A 230-nucleotide genomic window follows, 5' to 3' on the forward strand; every position below is an offset into this window, starting at 1 on the left:
TGGCTCTACAGCTTCGAAATCAACACCAAACCCAAAGAAGTGAACTCCTGGAACGAATTCCTAACGTGGCTCTACACAGTAGAACACACACCTAATCCCTACACCAACAAACTGATTCGAAACACCATCCTGCCAACCGACCACACCTGCGCATATTTCATTCTAGAGAAGAGGTAGCCGAAAGTGGCCAACGACACCTGCGGACAATGCCGATTCTTCGAAACCGAAGC

The sequence above is a fragment of the Deltaproteobacteria bacterium genome, from assembly GCA_011773515.1.
Classification (GTDB): domain Bacteria; phylum Desulfobacterota; class Deferrimicrobia; order J040; family J040; genus WVXK01.